Origin of the sequence: Chitinophaga silvisoli, from assembly GCF_003412465.1 — a bacterium.
GTDB classification, from domain to species: Bacteria; Bacteroidota; Bacteroidia; order Chitinophagales; family Chitinophagaceae; genus Chitinophaga; species Chitinophaga silvisoli.
Genome location: NZ_QTJV01000006.1, coordinates 394,661 through 412,633, shown reverse-complemented (window position 1 = coordinate 412,633; position 17,973 = coordinate 394,661). Strand labels below are relative to the sequence as shown.

The window sequence follows — 17,973 nt, the reverse complement described above, 5'->3', positions numbered from 1 at the left end:
TTTGCCGAAAAATTTATAAACTACCTATAGATTTCTTATACCCTGCTTCATTGATCTTATATTCTACTTTTGCATCTATCAGACTACTATATGCCTGTTGCCAGATGACCTGTGCTTCCTGCACGTCCTTGCCGGTGATCGTGCCTGCTTTAAAACGGTCATTGGCCAATTTCAGGTTCTCATCTGCCTGTTGTAATGAAAGCAATGTCAGGTTTACCTTTCGCGAAGACTGATTCAGGGAAAGATATGCCTGTTGTATTTCCAGATCTACCAGCTCTTTTGTATCGATCAATTGTTGCTCCTGTGCAGCAATTTTCAGGGTCTGCTCTTTTACTTTTCCAGACCTTTTACCCCAATCAAAAATAGGTACGCTTATACTCGCCAAACCAAAATAAGAGCCCATAAAATTGCTCCCATCCTTAAGATTCACACCCTTGCCGGCAGTTGCAAGACCACTAAAACCCACTCCAATAGTAGGCAGTGATTCTGCTTTCAGTAATTGCTTTTGCAAATGCCCCGCTTCGATAGCCTGATTCAATAACAGGATCTCAGGCCTTTTATCTCCATTACCTTGCAGCGATTGTGTTTGAAAGTCACCAGAAATACCATCCGTGACAGCAAAGCTTGTATTGCCTGGCATACCCGTGAGTTGTGCAAGGCGTAATTTAGCCAGCACCAGGCCATCTTCTGCTTTCGTTATATTCAGTTCCGCTTCATTGAGATTCACATCCACCCTTAATAGGTCATTCTTATAAATTAACCCTGCATCATACGAGTTCTGTAAATCCTGGTGCAGCACTTTCAACATATCTCTGAAGCGATTTGCTAAAACAATCTTTTCCTGCACTTGTATCACCTGCCAGTAAGCAGTTTCGACATTCAGTAATACCTGTGAAGTAGTGAGCACACGCTGCGTCTCTTTGATCTCTACACCCTTATTGGCTGCAGCTTTGCCAGTCTTGATTTTACCTCCGGCATAGATTGCTTCTGAAGCAGTCACCATGGCACTCCCGAAATAATCGGGTATTAATCCATTGAATGCTCCCCCTATTGGTTTGCCAAGATATACCCCCATCACAGAACCGTCTATAGTTGGATAGGCATTGGCCGCTACTGATTTTGCCGCTGCTTTGGCAGCATCTATTTCATACTGTGCCGCTTTTAATTGCCTGTTTTGCTCAAGAGCCATTTTGCGGCAATCGCTAAGTGATAAACTACCAGACTGCGCATGCAGTAAAAAAGGACTACAAATTATTCCTGCAATTATTAAGACTGCCTTTGCAGGTTTATATTGGATGTCCGGAGTACCGCTTGTTTCATCGGGATGGCGTACAAACAAATAATACATCACCGGGATAACAAATAATGTCAGTACCATGGACACGATCAGTCCTGATGCAAGTACACTTCCCAAAGGTGCCCATAAGGGAGATTTCCCCATGATCATAGGTACTACCCCGATCGCCGCAGCAGCAGAAGTCAGGAAGATCGGACGCATCCGACGCTTCGCTGCAGCAAGTGCCGCTGCTTTAATGCTGTAATGATGATCTCTCACCAGTTCATCTGCATAATCAACTAATATAATACCGTTCCTGACCACAATCCCGATCAGACTAATAATCCCCATAAAGGCCGTCATACCCATCGGATTCCCGGTGATAAACAAGCCGAAAAATGCACCCAGTAAACTCAGTGGGAAAGTTGCAAGAATGATCAGTGTCTTACCGAAGGTTTTAAACTGGAAAAGTAGTGTCAGCAGGATTAACAGTAAACTGGTACCTAATGCCAGACCCATGCCCGGGGCATTCTCCGCAGAGGATTCTGCATCACCTCCGTATTCTATACGCACACCATCCGGTAAAGACAGTTTCTCTATAGCTGGTTGTACTTTCTTTAAAATATCGGAAGCCCTGATACCACGTTGTGCCTCGGAAAGTACTGTAAGTGTACGTAAACCATTTCTGTGGGCAATGACACCTGTATGCCAGGAAGGACCGATGTCAGCCACCTGCTTCAACAATACTTTGTTTATGTGCAGATTGCCGAGATCACTGAAATTCGTTCTGTTCGCTGTATCTAATCTTAAATAAACTGAAATCGTTTTATCACCTTCCCACAGTTGTGTCACAGCAAATCCTTTCAGTCCGGCACCCATCGTTTGGGTAATCGCCTGATTAGGCACACCAAGCCTGGCTGCCTCGTCTTCTTTCACTTTCAGACTAATGCCCAGATAGTCATCTTCATAGTCAGAACGCACCCAGTTAGTTCCTGCTGCATGTTGCAAAATATCTTTCACCTGCTCCGCCACCTTCTTCTGATCATTCATATTATCACCTATTATGCGCACTGCAATAGGAGAACCTTCCTGCATACTTAACTGGCGTAACCGTACATATCCGTCAGGAAGATATTTATCGAAAATAGGGAGGTATTTAGCGACCAGTTCATTCGTAGCATCACTACTCACTGTATTGATAAAGACCTGTGCAAAATTACGTCTTGGCATCTCTGGCGCATAAGTCACATTGAAGCGGGGAGAACTGGTGCCAATAAAACTCGCGGTATTCACTACACGTTTATCCTTCTTCAACTCTGCCTCCACCGCCTTTACCACCTTTTCCGTTTCTTCAAAAGAAGTACCGTTCGGCATCCAGATTTCCGCATTGAATTGTTTACTCTCACTCAATGGAAAGAACTGCTGGCTCACCTTACCTGCCAACACCAATGCCAGTACAAGCGCCATTACGGCTACTGACAAAGTGATCTTCGGAAAGCGGAAGGCTATCTCAATGCCCTTGTTAAATGTTTCCTGCAACCTGTCCAGGAGACTACGCTTATTTCCCCTGTTACTCATTTTGTGCTTCAATCCCTGTTTGATAAACACGTAACAGGTATAGGGGGTAACGAGCAATGCCACTGCCATTGAGGTAATGAGCGCCACTGCCACCGTTACCGGCAGTGCAGCAATAAAATCTTTGGCAATACCAAACATAAAAATCGCCAGCGGTGCAAATGCAAATACGATTGCCAGGGTAGCCGTAAAGATTGGCAATGACAATTGTTTTGCAGCCTGCCAGGCCGCCGTCCATGGTGTAATATCCTCATCGAGTTTTTCAATGTAATTGTCTACTACTACAATGGCATTATCTACAACCATCCCCAGCACGATGATCAATGCCGCCAGCGTAACCTGGTGCAGCTCGATGCCCATGATATTGATCAGGCCAAATGTGATAAGAATTGAAATAGGTGCCGCAACAGAAGCAACAGCAGCTACACGGAAAGGCAGGAGCAGCATTACCACAAGGATCACAGAAGCTATCGCCAGACCAAATTCCCGCATAAAATGCTTAATACTTTCATCCACTACCTCCGGTTGGTTGACGATCGTATTGATCTGGATATCGTCGGGCAACTTAGCCTTAATCGCCGCCAGTTTCTCTTCGATCGTATGCCCGAACTGGACGATATTATTACCGGGTTGCATCTCAATTGCCAGCATCAGTACCCGGTCATTACCTACACGAATGTATGAAGACGGCTCCTCGTACCTGCGGGTAATTGTCGCTACATCTTTCAGTCTCACGACAGTTCCCGTTGGTGTAGTATAAATAATCTGCTCCGCGATATCATTTTCAGTTTTATACTGACTATTCGTAAATACCGGAATAGTATTGGTATTCACCGTTACTTCACCGGAATAACCAGTCACATTCTCCATTTGGAGGGTACGTACAATTGCAGACAGATCAAAGCCATACTGTTGTAACTTCTCATCATTCACTGTCACATAGATCTGTTGTTGCTGTCCGCCGGAGCGATTGATTTTGGATACCTCCGGAATAACCTTCAGCCCATCTTCAATCTTATCCATGTACTTTTCCAGTTCGGCATAGTTGCGGATAGGAGAGGATACAGTAATAATTTGTGCAGTCACATCACCGAAGCTACTGTTCACAACAGGACCAATTACACCTGAAGGAATATTGGATTTTAAGGTAGTATTTAAACCGTGCTGTAGGGTACTCCAGAACTTCTTGCGGTCCTTTACTTCAGTATGCAGATTGACAGTAATGAATACCTGTCCATCCTTTGTTTGTGAAGTTGTCTTTTTCTTGTCGACTTCCTCGTAAGAGAAAAGGAATTGTTCAATCTTATTCGTCACCTGTTTCTCCATTTGCAGCTCATCTGCACCCGGGTAGAAAGCATACACCAAAGCAACAGGCATATCGATCTTTGGATTCTCCGAGCGGGGCATATTGAGCAGCGCATAAAGGCCCAGCAGGAGCAGCATACCCATGGCTACAAGCGTGACCTGTTTATATTTCATGGCAGCTTCAATGAAGCTGATTTTTTGTCTTTTCATTAGCCTTTTTTAAAATGATTATTCAACAATCACGACACTACCATCTTTCAGATGGGATTGCCCGTTTGTGATCAGCTGATCACCCTCCTGCAAACCACTTGTGATGACGACTTCATTACTGCCTGTGAGCAGGCCTGCAGTGATCCTTTTACGAATGGCTTTGTGCTGTTCGTTGGCGACAAACACGTATGTGAGGTCATCCGCATCCCGTACGATGGCAGTGGCTGGAATAGAAATAGTATTGACAGCTTTACCGGTATTGATGAATACATTTGTGAGCATACCAGGTAACAAGCGCTTATTGCTGTTAATCAATTTGATTTTGACGGAATATGTCCTGGATACAGCATCAGCCTGCGGGTTGATGATAGTGATTTTCCCGGGGATGGTATCTTCGAGTGTGGCAATGTATACTTTTGCATCCATGCCGTTTCGAATCGCACCTACTTCACTTTCTGGAACGGTAATTTTCGCAGTAACGATATCGGTTTTGATAATGGTAAATGCGGGAATACCAGGAGCGGCAGTACTACCTTTTTCTATTTTACGTGCGGTGATAATGCCTGATATAGGCGCATATAATTTACTATCCGCAATATGTTTGGCATTGATGCTTTTGTTGGCCTGTGCCTGTGCGAGTTTGGACTTAATTTCGATATAGTCCTTAGCAGGCAAACTCCCTTTCTGGTACAGGTCATTGAGACGGTGGTACATGTCCTCAGCCTGTTCCAGGGAGGCATTGGCAATAGCCAGCGCATTATTGTATTCAGTGGCATCTATGCTGGCAAGTAATTGCCCCTGTTGCACCTGATCGCCTTCCTGTACATTGACGTTATTAACGGTGCCGGCTACAGCAAAACCTATGTCGGCAGTATTGTCTGGTTCAATAGTGCCGGAATAACTTAACTGGTTAGGAAGCGGGGCTTTCTGAATGCGGATGGTTTTTACTTTAACAGGGTCGGACTGTGGCTTCTTATCGGCCTTGGTACTACAGCCTGCAATCAGGGTAACCATTAGAAATAATGATGCCTGTCTTACAATCAATGTCATAAAATTGGTAATTGAAAATTGAACAGATGATTTCACTGCGCAAAGTTGGGCGTAATAATCCGGGGAAAAAGGTTAGAAAATCGGTAAAAATGGTCTGAATGTCGGTTCATATTTTTTAGTAGAATAAACAAGGCCGGAATATGATTATTCCGGCCATTCCTTAAACCTACAACTGTTACACTGTGTTGTAACACTACACTTTTAATATTTTCGCTGGATCTGCCTGTATTCCTTTGGAGAATGTCCGACAAATCGCTTGAAATATTTTCCGAAGAAGGACTGATCGCTGAAATTCAGTTCTTCTGCTATCTGGAGAATACTGAGCGGCGTATCGCTAAGCATGCGTTTCGCTTCAAGTATTACAAAATGATCGATGATTTCTCCTGCTGTCTTGCCGGTAATTTCTTTGACAGTTTCAGTCAGGTATTTCGGTGTCACATGCAGTTGTTCCGCAAATGCCTGCACGTTTCTTTGTTGCCTGAAATGCTGTTGAACTTGTGAAGTGAATGCCATGACCAGGTTTTCTTTACGGGAGAAGTCTGCATGATTGATCTTTGCATATACCTGTCCCAGACCACCCAGTTCATATAGTAAGGTTGCAAAGGAATGGTAGAAGAGTTCCTTACCATAAGTATGCGTATTGTATTCCTCCGTACGATGAAGGATCATATTGAAGGTATTGGCAATTGTCGCAGCATCTTTGCTATCCAGTTGCCAGTGCGGACAATATTTAGTGCTGAAGTAATTCATGAGGTCGAGCACCTTATCGGCGAAGATCTTGCCCATGAAATCAACGGTAGCTGAGAGGCCGCAGAGGAGGGTGTCGTCGTCCATAGAGATTACCTGCTTCAAGGCATGTGGGGTGGCCAGCAGGAGACTGTTTGGCAACATGATATGCTCTTCCAGGTTGATGGAGATGGTTAGTTTACCCTTTACTACGAGTATGATGCCGAGGAAGTCTGACCTGAAATTGTTCCGCAAAGCAGGGATGTCCATGAATTGAAGATTACAGTTTACAGCAAAGCCGGGTACAGTAGACTTAGCGTCAATTTCTGTATCCTGCAATAGTTCTGCATGTCTGTATATATTCGCAGACTGTTTTTTACCTGCCATGCTTCATAGTTGTATTTCCTGAATTCGGGTGTAAAGGTCTGGTAATAAAATTAAACCAAAAGGTTCATTAGTCGGCAAAACTGGTCTAAAAGTCGGTTGGATTTCTACTGATTTTCATTGGTACTGTCATAATTTGACTTCATTTTCAACTTGGACGTACTTTCCTTCCGGTGGCCGGATAGTCCCGGAATATATCAAATTATAATACGGTTTTTCATTGTCTGATTGACAATTAAAAATAATATTCCTACCTTGGAGCGAATCCATGTGAATATAAATGAAACGGTCTCGCTTTACAATCATGCTGCTCATGACGGCTGCCTTTGCCCATGGCCAGCACCGAATTACAATTGATGTCAACAAAAAGGCACAGGTGATAGATAATATAGGCTCTTCCGGTGCCTGGTTTTCGGAAGGCATTGGTAAATACTGGTCGCCGGAAATCCGGGAGCAAATGGCCCGTTGGTTATTTAGTAAGGGCTTTAAAAAGGACGGGTCGCCGGAAGGGATCGGGCTTTCCAGCTGGCGTTTTAATATTGGCGGGGGTACGGCGGAGCAGGGGGATAGTAGTGGGATCAGGGATTTCAGGAAGCGGGTGGAGTGCTTTTTGAAGCCGGATGGAACTTATGACTGGTCTAAACAGTCAGGGTATTTGTGGTTTACTAAGAAGGCGCGTGCATATGGAGTAGAAACCCTGATAGCTTTTTCAAATACGCCGCCGGTGTGGATGAACCAGAATGGGCTGGGGTACAAGACAGCCAAGGATCATCGTTCCAACCTGAAGGTGGATCAGTATAATGCTTATGCGGATTTTTTAACCAGGGTCTGGCAGCATTTTGATAAGGAAGGATTGCATTTTGATTATATCAGTCCGGTGAATGAGCCACAATGGGACTGGAGTAATCCTTATGGAGAGGCATCACAGGAGGGCACTGCTTGGACGAATGAGGAGGTGGTGCGGGTAGCAGGAGCTTTGGATACTGCGTTGGCCAGGGCGAAAGCGAATACGAAAATTTTGCTTTCAGAGGCGGGGCACCTGGAGTATTTATACGCTCAGGAAGGTACAGCCTCACATCAGATCCAGGCTTTGAAGAAAGGAGGCGTTTATGGGCTTTCTCATGTGCCGGCCATCATTGGTGGGCATAGTTATTTTACGGATAATGGAGATAGCAGCAGGAGGGCGATCAGGGAGCATGTGAGAGATACTGCTGCTAAATATGGTTTGCAGTATTGGCAAACAGAGTATTCAATGCTGGCGGATGGATATAAGGAAGGGCATGAGGGGCCGCGTACGGCGATGGATTGCGCCTTGTTCCTGGCAAAGGTGATTCATAATGACTTTGTATATGGAAATGCTTCGGCATGGCAGTTTTGGAACAGCTGGGAGCCTGGGAGAGCAGATGTGGATACGAGGTATTACCTGGTGGCGCTGCATCCGAAAGATAATTCGTATAAAGATGGTACGGTGACGGCGGTGAAGAATCTGTGGGCTTTGGGGCAGTATAGCCGCTTTGTGCGGCCGGGGATGCACCGTGTGATGGCGGAAAGTGGAGATCCTGCTTTGCTGGTGAGTGCGTTTGTGAGTAAGAATCAGGTGGTGTTGGTGTGTGTAAATGAGGGGGAAGAAGCGAAGATAATAAGCGTAGATGTGAAGGGTAGGAGGTATAAGAAGCTGAGGTATTATGAAACCAGCAAGGATGAGGATATGGGAGCGCATTTGGTAAAGGCTGGAAATCCGGAAAATGAACAAATTGAACTAAAAAAGAGGAGTGTGGTGACAGTGGTGATGGAGTAGGAGGAGTAGAGAATATTTGTAGGCCCGTAAAACATAGTTTTACGGGCCTTTGATTTTTGGAGGAAGTGTGAGTAATGGGTGGTTTTAGGGGAATGAACAGAAAATGAACAGGGAAGAATATGGATGAGATTGGAGGAGGAAGTAAATTGAAGTATGAACTTAGAGAAGTATTTATTTGATGCCAATGAGGATCGAACAATGTTCAGGTTCGATAGTGAGGGCCCGAATGGGACCATTAAGAAAATGGTAAAGTATGTAGATCTGGGGAAGCTAAATGATGGTACCCAAATTCTGGGTTTGGGATTTGGAGATTCAATAGAAAAACAGGATAGTTATAATGATACAGCTATTTCAAATAATGCCGATAGAGATAAGATATTAGCAACAGTGGCCTCTACTGTTTTAGACATTATGGAGCGCCTTGGGAATGTTGTTATATATGCAGAGGGAGCAACGCCGGCAAGAACCAGGTTGTATCAAATGAGAATAAATGCCAATAAAGCGGATATAGATAGTCATTTAGATATTCTGGGAAAGTCAAAGACTGGTTGGGAAGATTTCAGGCCGGGTGTGAATTATTCGGCATTTGTCGCTAAAAAGAAAAACTATAAAATTGAATAAGATGAATAAAAATGTAAAACAGGAATGGGATGATTATTTTAAAAATCGTATCCCTCCTAAGAAATTAATAATGACTCCTGAGTTAGAAGCAGATTTTAATAGTCCTTACTTTAAAAATAAGGAAGAAATGTATAAACGTCACCTGAAGGAATGTCCACCTCCCTTAGGTAAAATTATCTGGAAGGATTAGTGTTTTTCATTTAAAACCGACCATCAGCCTGTTAGCGATTGAATGGAGTGGGGTAATAAGCTTTTAATGAACCTCATCCCATCAATACGCTAGCGGGCTATCGTTAGCTCCCATGTTTCCAAATGCGGTAAGAGGGCTTTTTTTAGTATCCTCAGTATCATTCGACCCATGCGCTAACAGGCGCGCTGTAAACACCCACTCCGCATAATAGGAATGTATAGGACAGTTGCCCCAACCCCATTCCCTACATTTGACAAATCAGATAGTGCAGCCACTATTCAAATTCCACCGTTAAACTAGATAAAAACCACAATTCCACAATTTATGCAAGCTATTCTTGGTGTATTTTTTCATTTCATCGGAGGCTTTGCCTCGGGTAGTTTTTACATCCCTTTTAAAAAAGTCAGGAACTGGGCCTGGGAAAGTTACTGGATAGTAGGCGGATTCTTTTCCTGGCTGATCGTGCCCTTCCTTGCCGCATGGATCACCATCCCTGATTTCCTCAGCATCATCCGTGCTACCGATGGTTCTACACTATTCTGGACATATTTCATGGGCATCCTCTGGGGTATCGGCGGCCTTACCTTTGGCCTCACCATGCGCTACCTCGGATTGTCTCTCGGTATGTCTGTCGCGCTGGGCTATACCTCCGCATTCGGTGCACTGATCCCACCTATTTACCGGGATCTGTTTACCAGCGAAACCGCCCATACCTTTTCATCCATGGTTCACCACATCAGCGGACAACTGGTCCTTGCAGGCGTGGTCGTTTGTCTCCTCGGAATTGCCATCTGCGGAAAAGCCGGCATGATGAAAGAAAATGAATTGTCAGATGATCAGAAGAAAAAAAGTATCTCAGAATTCAACCTGAAAAAAGGGCTGATTGTAGGTACTATTTCCGGGATTCTCAGCGCCTGTTTCAACTTCGGTATCGAAGCCGGTAAACCGATGGCCGCAATCGCCGTTCAACAGGGTGCTAACCCGCTCTTTCAGAACAATGTCATCTTCGTGGTGCTGCTCTGGGGCGGTTTGACAACCAACCTGTTCTGGTGCTTGCTGCTGAATGCAAGAAATAAAACCTTTTCTGATTATACCAATAAACAAACACCGCTGGCAGGCAATTATTTCTTTGCTGCATTAGCCGGTACAACCTGGTTCTTCCAGTTCTTTTTCTATGGAATGGGAGAGAGCAAACTGGGCAATGGTGCGAGTTCATGGATCCTGCATATGGCGTTTATCATTATGATATCAAGCCTGTGGGGGATTACTTTAAAAGAATGGAAAGGTGTGAGTAAAAAGACCTTTGGGACCATCCTGGCAGGTGTGTTGACTATTGTGATTTCAGTGTTGTTGGTAGGGTATGGCAATTCATTGGCAGAGTAGTGCTTTTGCATTCAACATTGATACATTCAAACAATTTACTTAGAATATCATTTAGTCGCCAAAGGATAGAATTCAGTTGCTTAAAGCTACTGATCAATGCTCACAAGCGCTATCACTTTTAACTAAAAGAAAATATTTAAACATACATACATGATTCAGTCTGTAAATTTCAAGCACGTAAGCTACTTATGGGATGAGGAAAAAGCCGCCGCACTGGCAGGCGACGAAGTTGGCCTGTTAATCTACCGCTCAAACCTCCTGGGCGCAGACCTCCGGTTAACAAACTATGGAGGTGGTAACACTTCCTGCAAAGCCATGGCCAAAGACCCGCTTACCGGAAAACAAACAGAAGTGATGTGGGTAAAAGGCTCGGGTGGAGACCTCGGCACCCTCAAACGTAGTGGTCTCGCCGCATTATACGTAGACCGCCTGCACAGCCTCGAGAATATTTATAAAGGCATCCAGATGGAAGATGAAATGGTCGAACTCTTCAACCATTGCATCTACGACCTGAAATCTAAAGCCCCTTCTATCGATACCCCACTGCATGGTTTCCTGCCGTTCAAACATATCGATCATCTGCACCCTGACGCTGCCATTGCTATCGCAGCCGCCAAAGACGGTGAACGCATCACCCAGGAACTCTTCAACGGCACTATCGGTTGGGTGCCCTGGCAGCGCCCAGGCTTCGACCTCGGTCTGCAACTCCGCCAGTGCCTGAAAGATAATCCAGGTATCAGAGGTATTATGCTTGGCTCTCACGGCCTCTTCACATGGGGTGATACCGCTTACGAAAGCTATATCAATACCCTCGAAGTAATTGAGCGTTGTGCCTCTTATCTCGAAGATAATTACAACAAAAATCGTCCGGTATTCGGAGGTGCTAAAATCACTGCTGCCGCTCCCGAAGTACGTAAAAAACAAGCCGCTGCACTGGCACCCGTTTTACGCGGCCTCTGTTCCGGTCATACCCGCATGATCGGTCATTTTACAGATGATCCACGCGTGCTCGAATTCATTAATTCCAACGACCTCGCCCGCCTGGCCCCCATGGGTACCAGCTGCCCTGACCACTTCCTGCGCACTAAAATCAGTCCGCTGGTACTGGAACTGGATCCACTGGCATCCCTCGATGATGTAGCCACTGTAAAACAACAACTGGAACCTGCTTTCGCAGCTTACCGCCAGATGTATACCGGGTACTACAACACCTGCCGTCACGACAACAGCCCCGCATTGCGCGATCCAAATCCGGTAGTTATTCTCTATCCCGGTATTGGTATGTTTACCTTTTCGAAAGATAAACAAACCGCCCGCGTAGCCGCTGAATTCTATATCAATGCTATCAACGTAATGAAAGGCGCAGAAGCAATTTCTGAATATACCGCCCTCCCTCGTCAGGAAGCATTCGATATCGAATACTGGTTGCTCGAAGAAGCGAAACTGCAGCGCATGCCTAAGCCTAAAGCATTATCCGGCCGTATCGCGCTGGTAACAGGTAGTGCCGGTGGTATCGGTAAAGCGATCGCCAGGAAATTCGCCGACGAAGGAGCCTGCGTTATCATCAATGACAACGATGCTGGTCGCCTGGAAAAAGCAAAAGACGAATTCCAGAAACAATATGGTCCTGACGTATTCACCACGGCGGTACTCGATGTAACCAAAGCCAGTGACATCCACGAAGCCTATGCAATAGGTGCCCTGGCATTTGGGGGGGTAGACCTGGTAGTGAACTGTGCCGGTTTGTCTATTTCTAAACCACTGGAAGCACATACAGAAAAAGACTGGGATCTGCTGTATGATGTACTGGTGAAAGGTCAGTTCCTCGTCACACAGGCTGGCGTAGAAGTAATGCGTAAACAGGATATGGGTGGCGATGTACTCAACATCGTGAGCAAGAACGCGCTGATGAGTGGCCCTAACAACGCTGGTTATGGTTCTGCAAAAGCTGCACAGCTGCATCTGAGCCGCCTCAATGCTGCTGAATTAGGTAAAGACAGTATCCGCGTAAACGTCATTAACCCTGATGCAGTCATTGCGGATAGCAAAATATGGGAAGGTGACTGGGCTGCCGGTCGTGCCAAAGCATATGGTATCACTGTTGAAGAACTGCCTGGTTACTATGCAAAACGCACCCTGCTCAATCAGATCATTTTACCGGAGGATATTGCTAATGCCTGTTTCGCCCTGACTGGTGGCTTGCTGAACAAGTCAACCGGAAATGTGGTGAACGTTGATGGTGGTGTGGCAACGGCCTTCGTGAGATAATAACAATTCAAATGCAGCATTTGATAAAAACATCAATAGCTGCATGCTAAAATTACCCCGGCAAGGCTTGCTACGCAGGCCTTGCCAATCCGCCACATTTTCGTTAAATTGAATCACGCGCAAAATTCTGGTTATGAACATCGAAAAATTCCACATCTCTGACTTTAACGATGCCCGCAAACAAGCCCACGATCGCAATTTTCAGCATATCTCTGAAAAAATCAATCACCTCAACGAGGTCCTTGAAAAACTGGAAGAATTCCAGGTAGCCATCCCCAGCTGGGCCCTCGGCACCGGCGGTACCCGCTTTGGCCGCTTTTCCGGTGGCGGCGAACCGCGCAACCTGGAAGAAAAAATCACTGACATCGGCCTCCTGCACGCCCTTAACCGCAGCAGCGGTGCCGTGTCTTTGCATATTCCATGGGATATTCCTGAAAATACAAGCAATATCAAAGCCCTCGCTGCACAATACGACATCCGCTTCGATGCCGTAAACTCAAATACCTTCCAGGACCAGCCCGGACAGGAGTATAGCTACAAATTCGGCTCACTCCACCATACTGACAAAGGCGTAAGACAACAAGCTGTTGAACACAACATCGAAGTGATCAAATACGGTGTTGAACTCGGTTCTAACGCACTCAGCCTCTGGCTGGCAGATGGTTCCTGCTTCCCCGGTCAACTAAACTTCCGCGGTGCGTTCAAACGCACTTACGAAAGCCTCCAGGAAATCTATGCAGCCCTTCCTGAAGACTGGAAACTCTACATCGAATACAAAGCCTTCGAACCCAATTTTTATAGCACCACAATCGGCGACTGGGGGCAATCCCTCTTGTTCGCTAACAAACTAGGTCCTAAAGCTCAAACCCTTGTTGACCTGGGACATCACCTCCCGAACGCAAATATAGAGCAGATTGTAGCCCTCCTCCTTATGGAAGGCAAGCTGGCCGGATTCCATTTTAATGACTCCAAATACGGGGATGATGACCTCACTGTAGGAAGCATCAACCCTTACCAATTATTCCTCATCTTCAACGAACTGGTAGAAGGCATGGATGCCCGTGGTATGCACCACGCAAGTGATCTGGGATGGATGATCGACGCTTCCCACAATGTAAAGGATCCCCTTGAAGATCTGCTGCAATCCGTAGAAGCTATCAAGATCGCCTATGCACAGGCATTGCTGGTCGACACAAAAGCACTGCAGGCTGCACAGCAGAATAATGATGCTGTTGCCGCCCAGGAAATACTTCAGCAGGCTTATCGCACAGATGTACGTCCACTGGTGGCACAGGCCCGCCTGAATGCCGGTGGGGTACTCGATCCGGTCGCGTTCTATCGCCAGCACAAGGTGAGAGAAAACCTGATCAAAGAGAGAGGCCTTAAGACTGTCGCTACAGGACTGTAACAGCTTGCATGCTATTGACGGTAAGAGAATGAAGGCAAGCCATTCCTAACGGTAATATCATGCAGATGCCCGGTATTTCATCCGCTTCTAATGCCCATTTACATATTGAGATTGAGATTGAATTTGTCAATGTGCAAAAGGCATATTGACAAATTCTTTTTTAAACAGCAGCTATGAATTGTATTGCTATTTTAGATATCGGTAAGACCAACAAAAAGTTGTTTCTTATCAATGAACAGTACCATATCGTCTACGAAAGAGGCCTAAGCTTCCCGGAAACAAAGGACGAAGATGGTGATAACTGTGAAGACATCCACCTGCTCACACAATGGGTGAAGGATAGTCTGCAGGAACTGACTACCCAGCCTGCTTTCCACGTCAAAGCAATGAACTTTAGTACCTATGGTGCCAGCTTCGTATACCTCAATGAGCAGGGCGAAGTGATTGCTCCTCTGTACAACTATCTCAAATCGTACCCCGGCTCCTTACAGGATGCTTTTTATAATAAATACGGAGGTCAGCAGCAGATTTGCAGTGAAACCGCTTCTCCCGCATTAGGCAGCCTGAATTCCGGCTTACAATTGTATCGCATCAAAGAACAACAACCGGCATTGTTCAAACAAATCCGTTATGCATTGCATTTGCCACAGTATGTCAGCTACCTGGTATCAGGAAAGATGATGACAGATATTACCAGTATTGGTTGTCATACCATGCTGTGGGATTTTGCACATAAACAATATCATCCCTGGGTGAAGGAAGAAGGATTGGAGGAGAAATTACCGGCAATTTTCCCGGGAGATGAAGTAGTCGAAATTAATAATTTTAAGATAGGGCCCGGCCTCCACGACTCCTCCGCGGCCCTCATTCCATATCTCGAATCCTTCCGGGAACCTTTCATCCTCATCAGCACCGGCACCTGGTGCATCACCCTCAACCCTTTCAACAACCAGGCCCTCACCCCTGAAGAACTTGGACAAGACTGTCTCTGCTACCTCACTTACCAGGGCCGCCCTGTAAAAGCTGCCCGCCTCTTCGCCGGGAACGAACATGAACAACAGGTACGCAGACTGTCAGAATATTATCAAACACCGGTAAATTACTACCAGCAAATCGCCTTTGACCCCGCTATATTTGCTCATTTGCAGGCAACAGCGGTAAAGGAAGCACCGCTCTCAGGAAAAGACCTGTTACAGGCCTCCCGGTTTGCTCATAGATCATTGTCAGATTTCACGAGTTACGAAATTGCTTATCACCAGCTTATAATGGACCTGATGGAACAACAGCAGCACTCTACTGCCCTCGTTACTACAGGTACAGCAGTGCGCCGCATTTTCGTTGACGGCGGTTTTGGTAAAAACCCGGTGTACATGCACATGCTCGCAGCCGCATTCCCTCAAATGGAGGTATTTGCAGCTTCCGTAGCACAAGCTACGGCCATCGGAGCAGCGCTGGCTATCCACCGGCACTGGAACAACCAGGCCCTACCCGGAGATCTGGTTCAAATGAGGCATTATGCAGTGAACAGGGAATTGGCTTACAGGTAATGCCTTATCTAAACGAACTTACATGAAAGTAGGACTCTTTATACCTTGCTATATCGACCAGTTCTATCCGCAGGTGGGCATCGCCACATTATCCCTGCTGGAAAAACTCGGCTGCGAGGTTGTATATCCGCAGGGACAAACCTGTTGCGGACAACCCATGGCAAACTCCGGTTTCGAACATCTCACCGGTGGTTGCAATGAACTATTTGTCAAAAACTTTGCAGACTTTGACTACATCGTATCTCCTTCGGGCAGCTGTACGCTACACATCAAAGACCACCTGCACGTGCATGACAAAGAAGATGCTGCAACCCACATCCGACAGCACATCTACGAATTATCTGAATTCTTAACGGACGTTCTCCAGGTCAAACACCTGTCAGCCCGTTTCCCTTATAAAGTTGGTATTCACCAGAGCTGCCACGGACAGCGCGGTCTGCACCTCTCCCAGATGACGGAGCTGGTAGCCGCACCTTATTCCAAACCACAACAGCTGCTCCAGATGGTCGAAGGCCTGGAACTGATCGAACTCTCCCGCAAAGACGAGTGCTGTGGTTTCGGTGGTACCTTCTGCGTATTCGAAGAAGCCGTGTCAGTGAAAATGGGAAAAGACCGTGTCGCCGACCACGAAAAACATGGTGCTGAATATATCACAGGAAATGACGTAAGCTGTCTCATGCACCTGGAAGGTATTCTCAAAAGACAGCAGAGCAAGGTTAAAGTACTGCACATCGCAGAGATCCTGAATGCTGCTTTTTAAAACACCAAAACGAATCTGAATGGAACCAACAACTGCACATAAAGAACACGCCGAACTGGCGGACGTGTTTAATAAAGACGAAGCGAGAGTAGACTGGCACGACGAAACCCTCTGGTGGGTGCGTCAGAAAAGAGATAAAATGGCCTGGTCACTCCCCGAATGGGAAGACCTCCGTGAAACTGCCTCGCGGATCAAATTCAACGTACTCGGTAATCTCCACGATTACCTGCTGGAATTTGAACGCAATGCGCAACTAAATGGAGCTACCGTACACTGGGCTGCTGACGCGAAAGAGCACAACGAAATCGTTTTAAAACTCCTCAAGGAACAAGGCGTGCAGCGCATGGTGAAAAGTAAATCCATGCTCACAGAAGAGTGTCACCTGAACCCTTTCCTCGCTGAACATGGCATCGAAGTGATTGATACCGACCTCGGCGAGCGTATTGTACAGTTGGCAAAGGAACCTCCCAGCCACATCGTTCTGCCTTGTATCCATAAAAAGAAGGAAGAAATCGGAGACCTGTTCCATATTCACTTAGGTACCCCTGCCGGCAATGCAGACCCCAAGTTCCTCACTGCCGCTGCAAGACTTCACCTGAGAAAGGAATTTATCCAGTCCCGCGTTGCGATTACAGGTGTAAATTTCGCCGTAGCCGAAACAGGGGAGATGGTGGTATGTACCAATGAAGGCAATGCCGATATGGGGGCTCACCTGGCAGATGTACATATTGCCTGCATGGGAATCGAAAAGATCATCCCGCAGCGCAGGCACCTCGGGGTATTCCTGCGCCTGCTGGCACGCAGTGCTACCGGACAGCCAATCACCACTTACAGCAGCCATTTCCGGAAGCCAGGAGCCGGCCGGCAACTTCATATTGTACTCGTTGACAATGGTCGTAGCCGTCAATTAGGTAGAGAAGAATTCCGTAACTCCCTGAAATGTATTCGTTGCGGTGCATGTATGAATACCTGCCCGGTGTATCGCCGCAGCGGTGGTCATAGTTACCATAATGCCGTAGCCGGCCCGATCGGAGCCATCCTCGCACCTAACCTTGATATGAAGGAGAATGCGGACCTGCCATTTGCATCTACACTTTGCGGCTCCTGCTCAAATGTGTGCCCGGTAAAAATCAATATCCATGAGCAGCTGTATAAATGGAGACAGGTCATCGTGCAGGAAGGCTATGCCAAGACCTCCAAGAAAGCAAGTATGCAGATGATGAATATGGTCCTGACAAGACCCGCCGTATTTAAAACCGCCGGTGGAGTAGGGCGCTGGGTAATGCGGCACTTCCCCGGAGTGGTGAACAATGGCATGAATCCCTGGTATAAGCAAAGAGAGATGCCGGAGGCTCCCAAAGAATCATTCGCGGATTGGTATAAAAAGAACAAGCAATAAAAAAACGCTTTGGCCGGTATAAGGCCAAAGCGTTTTCCTTTTAAGGTACTATCAGTCTAAAACATTTTATTTT

12 protein-coding genes are annotated in these 17,973 nt (G+C 46.3%); 9 read left to right on the top strand and 3 right to left on the bottom strand.

The window, feature by feature from the left end:
* Window positions 1–13 precede the first annotated feature (13 nt).
* The 3 genes from DXN04_RS17245 to DXN04_RS17235 form a co-directional block, all read right to left on the bottom strand.
* Window positions 14–4,366 carry an efflux RND transporter permease subunit gene (locus tag DXN04_RS17245; protein ID WP_116854631.1) on the bottom strand — a complete coding sequence of 1,451 codons (4,353 nt, stop codon included), beginning with the start codon at window positions 4,364–4,366 and terminating at the stop codon, window positions 14–16.
* A gap of 18 nt (window positions 4,367–4,384) precedes the next feature.
* Window positions 4,385–5,416: an efflux RND transporter periplasmic adaptor subunit gene (locus DXN04_RS17240; RefSeq protein WP_116854630.1), complete on the bottom strand. Its 1,032-nt coding sequence runs from the start codon at window positions 5,414–5,416 to the stop codon at window positions 4,385–4,387.
* Window positions 5,417–5,617: 201 nt separating this feature from the next.
* Window positions 5,618–6,529: a helix-turn-helix domain-containing protein gene (locus tag DXN04_RS17235; protein WP_116854629.1), complete on the bottom strand. Its 912-nt coding sequence runs from the start codon at window positions 6,527–6,529 to the stop codon at window positions 5,618–5,620.
* Between the two features lie 277 nt (window positions 6,530–6,806).
* Here DXN04_RS17235 and DXN04_RS17230 point away from each other — a divergent pair, with 277 nt between their 5' ends.
* The 9 genes from DXN04_RS17230 to DXN04_RS17190 all read left to right on the top strand — a co-directional run bounded on the left by DXN04_RS17230 (window position 6,807) and on the right by DXN04_RS17190 (window position 17,900).
* Entirely contained in the window at window positions 6,807–8,324 is a 1,518-nt protein-coding gene (locus tag DXN04_RS17230; RefSeq protein WP_116854628.1) for a glycoside hydrolase, read from the top strand.
* Between the two features lie 153 nt (window positions 8,325–8,477).
* A complete protein-coding gene (locus DXN04_RS17225; RefSeq protein WP_116854627.1) occupies window positions 8,478–8,945 on the top strand; it encodes a DUF6934 family protein in 468 nt (155 codons plus the stop codon).
* A gap of 1 nt (window position 8,946) precedes the next feature.
* Window positions 8,947–9,135, top strand: coding sequence for a hypothetical protein (locus DXN04_RS17220; protein WP_116854626.1), 189 nt, complete (start codon window positions 8,947–8,949; stop codon window positions 9,133–9,135).
* 324 nt (window positions 9,136–9,459) lie between these two features.
* Window positions 9,460–10,518, top strand: coding sequence for an L-rhamnose/proton symporter RhaT (gene rhaT / locus DXN04_RS17215; RefSeq protein ID WP_116854625.1), 1,059 nt, complete (start codon window positions 9,460–9,462; stop codon window positions 10,516–10,518).
* Window positions 10,519–10,668: 150 nt separating this feature from the next.
* Window positions 10,669–12,786: a bifunctional aldolase/short-chain dehydrogenase gene (locus tag DXN04_RS17210; protein WP_116854624.1), complete on the top strand. Its 2,118-nt coding sequence runs from the start codon at window positions 10,669–10,671 to the stop codon at window positions 12,784–12,786.
* Between the two features lie 133 nt (window positions 12,787–12,919).
* Complete coding sequence (locus DXN04_RS17205) at window positions 12,920–14,194, top strand: TIM barrel protein (RefSeq protein WP_116854623.1); 1,275 nt, start codon at window positions 12,920–12,922, stop codon at window positions 14,192–14,194.
* A gap of 173 nt (window positions 14,195–14,367) precedes the next feature.
* Window positions 14,368–15,741 (top strand): FGGY-family carbohydrate kinase, encoded by a 1,374-nt coding sequence (locus DXN04_RS17200; RefSeq protein ID WP_116854622.1) that lies wholly within the window; start codon window positions 14,368–14,370, stop codon window positions 15,739–15,741.
* A gap of 22 nt (window positions 15,742–15,763) precedes the next feature.
* Window positions 15,764–16,501 carry a (Fe-S)-binding protein gene (locus DXN04_RS17195; protein ID WP_116854621.1) on the top strand — a complete coding sequence of 246 codons (738 nt, stop codon included), beginning with the start codon at window positions 15,764–15,766 and terminating at the stop codon, window positions 16,499–16,501.
* A gap of 19 nt (window positions 16,502–16,520) precedes the next feature.
* Window positions 16,521–17,900 carry a lactate utilization protein B gene (locus DXN04_RS17190; RefSeq protein WP_116854620.1) on the top strand — a complete coding sequence of 460 codons (1,380 nt, stop codon included), beginning with the start codon at window positions 16,521–16,523 and terminating at the stop codon, window positions 17,898–17,900.
* Window positions 17,901–17,973: the final 73 nt, after the last annotated feature.

Excerpts from the sequence above, each read along its gene's own strand:
- DXN04_RS17245 (WP_116854631.1), bottom strand. The coding sequence starts at position 4,366 with ATGAAAAGACAAAAAATCAGCTTCATTGAAGCTGCCATGAAATATAAA.
- DXN04_RS17240 (WP_116854630.1), bottom strand. The coding sequence starts at position 5,416 with ATGACATTGATTGTAAGACAGGCATCATTATTTCTAATGGTTACCCTG.
- DXN04_RS17235 (WP_116854629.1), bottom strand. The coding sequence starts at position 6,529 with ATGGCAGGTAAAAAACAGTCTGCGAATATATACAGACATGCAGAACTA.
- DXN04_RS17230 (WP_116854628.1), top strand. The coding sequence starts at position 6,807 with ATGAAACGGTCTCGCTTTACAATCATGCTGCTCATGACGGCTGCCTTT.
- DXN04_RS17225 (WP_116854627.1), top strand. The coding sequence starts at position 8,478 with ATGAACTTAGAGAAGTATTTATTTGATGCCAATGAGGATCGAACAATG.
- DXN04_RS17220 (WP_116854626.1), top strand. The coding sequence starts at position 8,947 with ATGAATAAAAATGTAAAACAGGAATGGGATGATTATTTTAAAAATCGT.
- rhaT (WP_116854625.1), top strand. The coding sequence starts at position 9,460 with ATGCAAGCTATTCTTGGTGTATTTTTTCATTTCATCGGAGGCTTTGCC.
- DXN04_RS17210 (WP_116854624.1), top strand. The coding sequence starts at position 10,669 with ATGATTCAGTCTGTAAATTTCAAGCACGTAAGCTACTTATGGGATGAG.
- DXN04_RS17205 (WP_116854623.1), top strand. The coding sequence starts at position 12,920 with ATGAACATCGAAAAATTCCACATCTCTGACTTTAACGATGCCCGCAAA.
- DXN04_RS17200 (WP_116854622.1), top strand. The coding sequence starts at position 14,368 with ATGAATTGTATTGCTATTTTAGATATCGGTAAGACCAACAAAAAGTTG.
- DXN04_RS17195 (WP_116854621.1), top strand. The coding sequence starts at position 15,764 with ATGAAAGTAGGACTCTTTATACCTTGCTATATCGACCAGTTCTATCCG.
- DXN04_RS17190 (WP_116854620.1), top strand. The coding sequence starts at position 16,521 with ATGGAACCAACAACTGCACATAAAGAACACGCCGAACTGGCGGACGTG.